Below are 9,554 nucleotides of genomic sequence, written 5' to 3'. Positions count from 1 at the left end.
GCTGCTCTGGATTTCCCGTTTTCATAGAGTTCCACCATTTGTTTTTTAAATTCTGAGGTAAAGGTACGTCGTTGGTGTTTTGGCATTGTAGAGATTCGCTCCTTAGGATGATAGGTTTATTCTACATGCCCTTATTTTTTCTGTCCAACTTAGTGTAGCCGATCCACTGTCACCTCTACACATGTGGAGTGCGTAATAGGAATGCAACGAATCGATACGTAGAAATCCTTTATTTTCAACACTTTGCGCGTTTTATGACTTTCACGGCAGACGGCAGCGACTTCAAAAATAAAGTGCTCAAAGACAAAATTGAGGTTTCCGTCGTTTTGGACCTGGATTTGGACGTCGGGTGTGTAGACATGTTGAATTCGTTAGGATGAGTTCAATTTAATATTTCGACGGAAGAGAGCCATTGTGTGTGTTACCTATCGAGAGCCACTTGTTAATTAAGTAGAGCTATGTTGTTAATCTTCAGAGCCATCTAAGGACTAAACGGGTAGTTTAGTGAAACAAAATTGTTCCAATGCGTTGATGGGGTTGGTTGAGCTCCCTCGAGGAACGAGTTCAAAACCGAAAGGGCTGCCGCTACAAGCCCTTCGCTCCGCTAACAGGCAGGAGTTCCGATATGTGGTATTATTTAATTGTATATCAACCATGGCTGCATACGGTTCTGAGTTCAAAAACAGATATTGTCGGAGGCGAAAATGGCACGATCCACGAAAACACAAATGCTGCTACTGACTGTTCCGCTGTTGGTCGTTCTTGCTGGTTGTTCCGGTAACCAGGTGGCTCCCGCCGCACAGAGTAGCCCGGTTACTTTGTCCGTTTCTGCTAACCAGACTGCCGACGTCGGCATTGGGCAGGCTTCTGATACCAATACTGTCACAAATTCTTCATCCATTTTCGGCAACGGGCGGGATTCTGGGAACCAATCGAATTTCAGTCAACCGAGTACGGACTCTGAATACGACGTCTCCAATCTGGAATTGACCCTGCCGAAGGGATGGAACTTGAATACCGAGGACCGCTTTGGCGCATCCCTCACCGACGAGAACGGAGTCAATCTCGGGAGCGTTGTCACGTACCCGTATGCTGACGATTTTGACTTCAAATTTTATAAGCCCAACCATAGCGAAATTACAAATGAAGAAGCGATCGATACTCCCATCGGAAGCGGCAAGCTATATACGCTCGACGCTGACAACGGTACTGCCGCCTCCGGCCTGACCGGCACTCATGACGTCTATTTCGCCGTCATACCGATACAAGACAAAATTATTTACGTACTGGAATTTTCAAAGCATGATAAAGAGGCGGCGTCCAAAAAGCAATTCGTCGGTCTACTGAACGGGTTGCGGTTAAAAAAGTGAACGCCAACCGATTGGAGAAAAGGCTGAACAGGCATGCCCTTAAGCCCTTCGTGGTTACTCTGATTTTCGAGGATATGGGTATCATGAACGGTATCATCTTTTCGTATTCGCCACCACTACAAGAAGTCCAATAAAATCATATTTTTCAACGGTCTATATATATCCGAATGGCTCGGGGCGGTTCATCTCTTATTGAGTTGCACTTCAATTCTTTTGGGCTGACTTCTTCCCAGGTAAAAAAGCAACAGTGCCGGTTACTGCTCTAGAAAGAAACCTATGAGGGCATACCTTTTCCAAGGGTAATACCACCCATAAAGCTCCTGTAGAGCAAAGGATCGTGAATTCCATATCCATCTTTTTTCGTGTACATTATAGATACGAAGTTATTACCCACCTTCAGTTATCCCTACTATATTTAATTTTTGAATCCAATCAGAAATGATAATATCTCCTGACTCGTTGATTAATTGGATTTCTATGCTCCTGTTATCTTCAATAATTTCTCTAAGGTCGTTTAGAGGTATTTCGTTTTTGATTTCAAATGTTCCAGCTCCATATCCATGACTTTCACTTTTATCAAGTGTTACCTTCTCTCCATAGAGTATAGGAAATTCTTCCTTATCCTCATTAATAAAATCCAACAACTTTGGGTTGGTTATATTCATTTTCATTGTAAAAGGACCTATCTTATTATTTGATTCGTTTATTAAAAAATAGTCAATAGTCAACAATTTTGTTTTTCCATGTCGAACATAATTTACCATTGACTTTTCTTGATCAAACGATATTTTATTCCCCGTGCTTGAGTTATTTGTGCTGCAAGCTATAATAGTGAATGTAATAAGAAACAGGATTAACACCCTTGTTATCAATACAATACCCTCCATTTCTATTTTATTTATTAGAGTCGTTAAATTGAACGAGATCGGTTTGGTTATCCGATCTCGCCCTTGTGCTTATTCTACTCCCAGTTGAACTCAATATTACCCATATATTTTACTATATCCTGTTGGTATAGACCAACCAACCGATTTTGGTATGACAATTCGTCTTCATCTTTTAATTTAGGGTTTTCAGAAATGTATTTTGGCAGTAACTTGGACCAAATGACATTCTGAGTATACAAGTCACGATCATATTCAAACAATTCATCATAACTTTTTAATCCCATTCCCTTAGTTACTTCCTCGACAAGATTGATTCCTTCTTTATGACTCATAATAGATTGTTTTAAATCATTAATATAATTAGTCACTTCATCGTCTGTAATACTAATCTGATTTGCTTTTGCATACTCTAGAACGATTTCATTTTTTAATACTTGCTTTGCCGCATTTTCAACAAACTGGCGTTGATCAGTAACCGTTTCAGAATTACCATTTAAGCTTCGGTTGACTGCAATTCTGTTTATCCATTTATTAAGTTCTTTATCGTTTATAAAGTAATCTTTGACTTGACCGTTGCTGTTTACTTTCAATATTGCATTTCCTACTCCCGCAATTACTAAATCTTTCATTTGCAGACCTTTCGCAATTACTTCTACTTTGCTAGGATTATTCATGGTTGTATTAGTGCTAGCAGTAAAAGTAGACGCAGGAGTAAAGCTACCTGTAACGGTGTTTTGGCTTCCGGGGAAGGTTGAATAGAACCCCTCACATTCAACCGTAATAACCGCCCCACTTATATGGTCAAAGTTCATATTTTGAGCAGAACTCCAGTAGTAAAAAGCTTTGTATCCACCGCCAAAAAAAAGAAGTGTTGGGAGAAAAAATGGATCCATGCATTATGTCATTAGCATTCCAATTATATGCATTCACGGAACCTATGTTTGTTCCTGATGAGTCTTTAAAATTGACCGATACTGCCCCTTTTACTGTGTAGGGGTAGTTTATTGTCGGCCAAAACAGCAAAACAAAATTTGCGGTGATGATTATTTTTATACCGTTGACAACTGGATTGAACAGAATATTAACTCAGGTAGGATATGATGATAAAAGAAGATATAAAAATTCCAGCAGATAATGGGAGATTAGTAATCGCAGCAACAGTAGCAAGACCTGAAAATAAAAGAAATTCGGAAATTCTCATTGTAATGATTCCAGGAAGCGGACCAGTTGACCGCGATGGCAATATGAGAGGAATGCGGGCAAGTATTTATGAACATCTTTCTGATGTATTAGTAAAGTCAGGATTTGTCACATTAAGATATGACAAAATTGGAGTAGGAGAAAGTACAGGCGATTTTAACCACACGGGACTTCACGATGGTGTTCAATGCGTAAGCGACATCATTGATTATTGCAAATCAACTGAGGATATGGCATTTAATAAAATCTTTTTGCTGGGACATAGTGAGGGTACGATTATCGCAACTCTATCTGCCAGTCGAAAACAGGTAGACGGAATCATTTTATTGTGTGGCGCCGGTACATCATTGAAAAGTGTCATGACATTTCAAAATGAAGCATTATTATCAGAAATCGCTAGCAAATCCGGATTTTCTGGAGTGCTCCTGCGCAAGCTTGTGTCGCGCGAAAAACAGCAGCTCAAGCAGAAGAAGCTATTTGATAAAGTAATGCAAACCAAAGAATCTACTGTAAGGATTAGCGGAAGGACCGTTCAAGCCAAGTGGTTAAGAGAGCATCTATCTCTGAACGATAAAGATATTTTAAACTTGCTGTCATCTTTAAAATGTAAGGTTCTGGCGATTAACGGAAGCAAGGATGCTCAATCTCCAATAGAGCCTTTTTGTAATTTGAAAAACTTAGATTTAGAAAATGTCCATACCGTAGTGATTGATGATATGAACCATATGTTGAAAAAACAAGATCAGGCTTACTCTATATTAACATTAAATAAAATATATAAAAAACTGAAGAATGAACCGATATCATCTGAACTTGTTAACGAGATTAAACATTGGGTTCAAACCATATCAATTGAATAGTCGGAGGTGTTAACTGTGAAAAGGGTGGTAGCTGTATTGGTTTTAGGGCTGGTGGCTGGCGCTGTTTTAGGAACACAGCAAGTAATGTCTTTAACGCCTGAAATGGAAAGCCAGATTGCTGTCCAACTGGGGTCAAAGCAAGTCATTATTATAGTGGCTATGCTGCAAACAGCAATTATGGCGAGTATTGCCACTATAGTAGGATCTTGGACTTCTCCAAAAGTAGGCTTGAACAAATCGTTTTTTTATAACAGAAAAAGCATTGCCGCAGCAGTGGTCATCGGACTATTGTCTGCCGGATTTATCGCTATTTCGGAAAAGTTTATATTTGCTGAAGCGTTGGGACTGGATGAGAAATTTGAATTTTCCTGGCTTAATTTTCTTGGCAGTGTATTATACGGTGGCATCATCGAAGAAGTGCTTCTAAGATTCGGACTTATGTCGCTTATTATATGGATTGCCAGCAAAATTACGAAATCTGTGAATAGCAATGGAATTTACATTGCCGGTATTGTCATCGCCGCACTCATATTTGCAGCAGGACATCTTCCTGCGACTGCACAAATGTTGGGTTTAAGTCCATTGTCTGTAATCCGTACTTTGCTGCTTAATTTTTTGCCGGGGCTCGGGTTTGGCTATTTATATTGGAAACATGGATTAGTATATGCAATGCTCGGACATATCTCCACGCACGTCATCAATCAATTGATTCTTCTCCCTATATTGTTCAATTAAATGCGCAGGTTTTTGCAGAATTTAGGAGGTTCAAGCAACAATGGAAGAACTTATATTTCACTAATCTCACTGCTAATTCATTGGACAAAGAAACATACCTTCTCTTTACATTTGGATCGCGCTCACTTGCTTTTTCTTGGTGTTCATATGTTTTATAGGTCCTTGGGAATTAATGTTTATTGTCTCTATATCAATTGTTGTTTCCTTCTATTTCATTGGGATGATGATTTGTCGCTTGTTGAAAGGTCAATATCGTCAGTCAAGTAAGTTATCAAAGATAATGACATTAGTGCTGTCATCTTTATCATTAGCCTGTATTCTTTTTGGTGGTTATTGGTTATTTAATAGTGGTGATAGCGAATTGCCAATATTATATAGACTGAAGACTATGAAAACAACGGAACAGTATTCTCTTCCATTGGCTAATCCGTCTGTACCGGGTTCTTATCAAGTCAAGACATTAACGTACGGAAGTGCCAACAGCTATCGAAAGGAATTCAATGCTGAAAATTCACTGATTACGAAGCCAGTGGATGGCTCGTCATTTGTGGAAAATTGGTCCTCAATCCGCACTAAAACATTTGGATTCGGGTCGGATCAAATGCCGCTTAACGGGACAGTATGGTATCCCGATGGAAAAGGAACGTTCCCCTTAGTCATCGTTGTTCATGGTAATCATCTAGCCACAGACTACTCACATCCTGGATATGCTTATTTAGGTGAATTGCTAGCCAGCAAAGGTTATATTTTTATATCGATTGATGAAAACTTTCTGAATACTTCGCCGTATGATGACTTATTCATGTTGAAAGTATTAAAAATGAAAATCCAGCCCGCGGTTGGCTTATTTTAGAACACTTAAAGGTATGGGAGGAATGGAATAACACAAGGGACAATCTATTTTTTAACCTCATTACCTGAAAATGGCAATATCAAATTCAATTATAACTTTGGCATTCGCTCCATATTTCTATTGCAGGCACTAGGTAGAAGATACCCGCGGCAACATAAGTGGGGATGAAATTGATTATGAAGAAATTACAAAAATTGTGTCTGCACCCGTCGCTTTATTCCAAAGAATATTTGTTTTTGTTTCAGGAGTTACCATTTCAGAATATGTAAGAAAACGTAGATTAACACTAGCAGGGTTTGATTTAAAAAAAGTGAGGATTCTATTATTGATATAGCGTTTAAGTATGGTTTTCAATTCGCACTCTGTTTTTTCGCGAGCATTCAAAGAACATCATGGGATCACACCCTTCGGAAGCAAAACTAATCAATTCAAAACTCAATGAGTATCACCCAATGAATTATCTTGAAATGAGATTTATAGGAGGCGAAAGAATCATGGCAAAATTAAAGAAAATCGTGTATAAGGAATTCGACGAACGTCTAATGGTTGGAGATCATTATAACACTTCATTTTTCGAGTCTGGAAACGCATGGAAATCATTTTTTGAAAGCGATAAGATTGACTATTTAAAAAATTTATCTGAATTTACTTATTGTGAGGATATTGATGAAAATGATGGTATCGGAATGATGTTTAATTTTCAAGATACAAATGCTTTCGAATTAATATTAGGAGATTTTATGAGGGTAAATACACCGGTTCCCCATGAGCTGTACAAAAAACATATTCCAAGCGGAACGGTGGCTTGTATCCAAATTGAGGGAAATAACATCGCAGAAATTGTTGACTCGGCCTTCTTGTTGATTACAGAAGCCATTGAAAAAACTGATCAAGAAATTGATTTTGAACAGTTTTATTGGTGTGAGATATATACAAAAGAACGATATTCCATTCCACTAAGTCATGGTAAAAAGGTAGTTATTGATTATATTTTGCCAGTAAAATCGAAATTATTCGCCATGTGAAGCGACCTTTGCGGCTAGTTATAAGCCTTCGAAGCGATGTCGGTTCAAACTTTCAACCAGATCCATTGTGTTCATTCTGTAATCCCCAGACAGTTATCGATGAAGCTGATTTGGATACGATTAGAAAGCTTTTCACTACGATCATCAGAGCAGATCGATTTAATGCCGGAACGTATGCATTGATGATTGATAACGCAACCCTGAATTTATTTGGGAAGAAATGCTTAAGGATTACCACTGGATGATGAGTGGGATGCCTTTTATCGCGACGAACTAAAAATGACTAAAGAGGAAAACTGGGAGCGGATTTTTGATTATCAATTGTTGAAACAATCGCCTTGGTGAAATGACGAGCCGCAAGGGGTTACAAAGGAAGACAACATGATTTAATATTTTGTTGGAGGTCAGAAAATTTTGATATTGACATTCTTTGAAATATAAAGGGATATTTGCTCTACAATTGTTAAGGTTGAGTAGTTTAAATTCTAAATAGACAACAAAATGAGGATTCAGGTTGCATAACCATCATTTTTGTGAAAATCGCTTGTTGTTTTAAAGAAGTTACTAGTTATAATAATAAATAATTCACATAATAAATAAATTGGAATATTTGAAAATAATTGGGTGAGCAGTAGATTGATAACGTTTCGAATTGCCAGCGACCGGAGAACTGGAGCTATTCATTGGGAGCCATTACGATTTTGGCGAGCAAAGGATGGCTCTTTTCTTTTCATTACGCAGTAAGGGATGTGATGCAAGGATGAAGTAGGGTAAGCCGCGCCTTTAAACGCACTAAATCTATATTAATAGTATGAATTATAAAGAAGAAAGCGGTGGATTCACATGAAAAGCAAGAAAATACTGGTTATATTTTCATTGATTTTAATGATTTTGCTTAGTTCCGCGTGCTCGGTAGATAATTCGGCCGCCGGCACCGAGACATCTACGCCATCGGGCCAAAACGACCAGGAAAATACTGCGAAGGATGCGCAAACGACCTCATTCAAGGATTCAGGCTTAAAGGGCGTTGTTGATGGGCTGCCTGTGCCGTCGCTTGAAGGGAAAAAGATCGGTATTGCCGTTGTTGGAACGGACCATAACTTCGATCGGCAAGCTTACCAGGGTCAAATTGACCGTGTTAAGGAGCTTGGGGGAACCCCGATTGCAGTAGATGGGGAACGCAACGATCAGAAAGCGATTGCGGATATTGAAAATCTGATTATCCAGAAGCCCGATGCGATAATCAAGCAGCTCGGGGATACGAAAGTATTTGCCCCGACGCTAAAAAAGGTCGTGGATGCGAAAATCCCTTTATTTACGGTTGACCATCCCAGCGAGTACAGCATTACCAACCATCTGTCGGATAATTATTATATCGGCGAAGTGTTGGCGCGTACTATTTTTGAAAATATGGGCGGCGAAGGAAAAGTTGCTGTGTTTAACGGTTTCTACGGGGTTCGGGTTGTAGCCATTCGTTATGATATGTTGAAATATGTCGCCAGAGATTACCCGAAGATTGAGTTTATAGAACCGGAATTGCAGGATGTTATCCCTGGCACGATAGAGGATGCCCGTAAGAAAGTTCAGGATCTTCTTGTCAAATATCCTGAAAAGAGCGGGCTGAAGGCCATTTGGGCCGGCTGGGACATCCCGAGCATTGGCGCTTCCCAGGCGGTAGATGCGGCGGGCCGCAAGGATATCAAGGTTTATGGCGTAGATGGAGATCCGGCTGCCATCGATCTGCTTGCCGATCCTAACACTTCCTTTGCGGCTGATGTAGCTCAGGAGCCTTATAAGATCGGACAGTCCGCCGTCGATTCCGCAGCGCGCTATTTGGCCGGACTGCAGGTGCCTAAGTCGGTATATGTGGAACCGCTTCTGGTTACGAAAGAAAACGCTGAACAAGCCAAGAAGATTCTGTTCAAATAGGTGGTGTTAATATGAAAAACAAGAAGACACTGGTTATATTTTCGTTGATTTTCTTGATTTTGTTTGGTTCCGCGTGCACGGTAAATGATTCAACCGTCGGCAACGCGACATCTGATCCATCCAACCCTACCGAACAGGACCAAGCCGCCCATAGCGATGATTCGCGGAAGCCCGCAGATGCAATCCAGATTAAGGACTCCGGCTTAAAGGGCGTTGTGGATGCTCTGCCTGTGCCGTCGCTGGAAGGCAAAACCATTGGCATATCGGTTATAGGAACGCAGGACAACAACGACAGACAAGCTTTTCAGGGGCAGATTGACCGTGTTAAGGAGCTTGGGGGAACCCCCATTGCGGTAGACGGGGAACGTAATGACCAGAAAACCATTGCTGATATCGAAAATTTGATTACGCAAAAGCCGGATGCGATTATCAAGCACCTTGGAGATACGAAAGTGTTCGCTAATGTGCTGAAAAAGGTAAAGGATGCCAAAATCCCTTTGTTTACGATTGACCATCCGAGTGAATATAGTAACACAAACCATATGTCGGATAATTATTATATGGGTGAAGCCTTGGCCCGTCAATTATTCGAAGACATCGGTCAGTGTCAAGCTAGCGTGGGCAGTCATTTAAGATGCCTGGAACGCGAACCCCGAAGGAACCTCTTCCTTGTAAGCGCTTTGCTTCGTTCTTTC

The 9,554-nt window shown here is 40.1% G+C and carries 11 protein-coding genes; 9 read left to right on the top strand and 2 right to left on the bottom strand.

Annotated features, from left to right (window positions below):
- Positions 1–254 precede the first annotated feature (254 nt).
- Positions 255–380: a hypothetical protein gene (locus BLT35_RS27850; RefSeq protein ID WP_302848202.1), complete on the top strand. Its 126-nt coding sequence runs from the start codon at positions 255–257 to the stop codon at positions 378–380.
- 324 nt (positions 381–704) lie between these two features.
- Positions 705–1,370 (top strand): hypothetical protein, encoded by a 666-nt coding sequence (locus BLT35_RS25625; RefSeq protein ID WP_074730190.1) that lies wholly within the window; start codon positions 705–707, stop codon positions 1,368–1,370.
- 386 nt (positions 1,371–1,756) lie between these two features.
- Here BLT35_RS25625 and BLT35_RS25620 read toward each other — a convergent pair whose 3' ends face one another.
- Positions 1,757–2,242 (bottom strand): hypothetical protein, encoded by a 486-nt coding sequence (locus BLT35_RS25620; protein WP_074730189.1) that lies wholly within the window; start codon positions 2,240–2,242, stop codon positions 1,757–1,759.
- A gap of 89 nt (positions 2,243–2,331) precedes the next feature.
- Positions 2,332–3,150 carry a hypothetical protein gene (locus BLT35_RS25615; RefSeq protein ID WP_139170883.1) on the bottom strand — a complete coding sequence of 273 codons (819 nt, stop codon included), beginning with the start codon at positions 3,148–3,150 and terminating at the stop codon, positions 2,332–2,334.
- Between the two features lie 204 nt (positions 3,151–3,354).
- Here BLT35_RS25615 and BLT35_RS25610 point away from each other — a divergent pair, with 204 nt between their 5' ends.
- The 7 genes from BLT35_RS25610 to BLT35_RS25585 form a co-directional block, all read left to right on the top strand.
- Positions 3,355–4,317: an alpha/beta hydrolase gene (locus tag BLT35_RS25610; RefSeq protein WP_083351429.1), complete on the top strand. Its 963-nt coding sequence runs from the start codon at positions 3,355–3,357 to the stop codon at positions 4,315–4,317.
- A 15-nt stretch (positions 4,318–4,332) separates the two neighbouring features.
- On the top strand, positions 4,333–5,052 hold the full coding sequence (locus BLT35_RS25605) for a CPBP family intramembrane glutamic endopeptidase (protein WP_074730186.1): 720 nt from the start codon (positions 4,333–4,335) through the stop codon (positions 5,050–5,052).
- A gap of 172 nt (positions 5,053–5,224) precedes the next feature.
- Positions 5,225–5,905: a hypothetical protein gene (locus tag BLT35_RS25600; RefSeq protein WP_217634756.1), complete on the top strand. Its 681-nt coding sequence runs from the start codon at positions 5,225–5,227 to the stop codon at positions 5,903–5,905.
- A gap of 494 nt (positions 5,906–6,399) precedes the next feature.
- Positions 6,400–6,930, top strand: a complete 531-nt coding sequence (locus BLT35_RS25595) for a GyrI-like domain-containing protein (protein WP_074730184.1) — start codon at positions 6,400–6,402, stop codon at positions 6,928–6,930.
- Positions 6,927–7,175, top strand: a complete 249-nt coding sequence (locus tag BLT35_RS28005) for a DUF6508 domain-containing protein (protein WP_367888814.1) — start codon at positions 6,927–6,929, stop codon at positions 7,173–7,175. Before BLT35_RS25595 ends, BLT35_RS28005 begins: the two co-directional genes overlap by 4 nt.
- 598 nt (positions 7,176–7,773) lie before the next feature.
- Positions 7,774–8,859 carry a sugar ABC transporter substrate-binding protein gene (locus BLT35_RS25590; RefSeq protein ID WP_054820077.1) on the top strand — a complete coding sequence of 362 codons (1,086 nt, stop codon included), beginning with the start codon at positions 7,774–7,776 and terminating at the stop codon, positions 8,857–8,859.
- A gap of 11 nt (positions 8,860–8,870) precedes the next feature.
- A partial coding sequence (locus BLT35_RS25585; protein WP_139170881.1) for a substrate-binding domain-containing protein occupies positions 8,871–9,554 on the top strand: 684 nt, incomplete at its 3' end.

Source organism: Paenibacillus naphthalenovorans (genome assembly GCF_900099895.1).
In the GTDB taxonomy this organism is placed as follows: Bacteria; Bacillota; Bacilli; order Paenibacillales; family NBRC-103111; genus Paenibacillus_G; species Paenibacillus_G naphthalenovorans.
The sequence above is the reverse complement of the archived record's forward strand: the minus strand, read 5'-3'. Positions and strand labels throughout refer to the sequence as shown.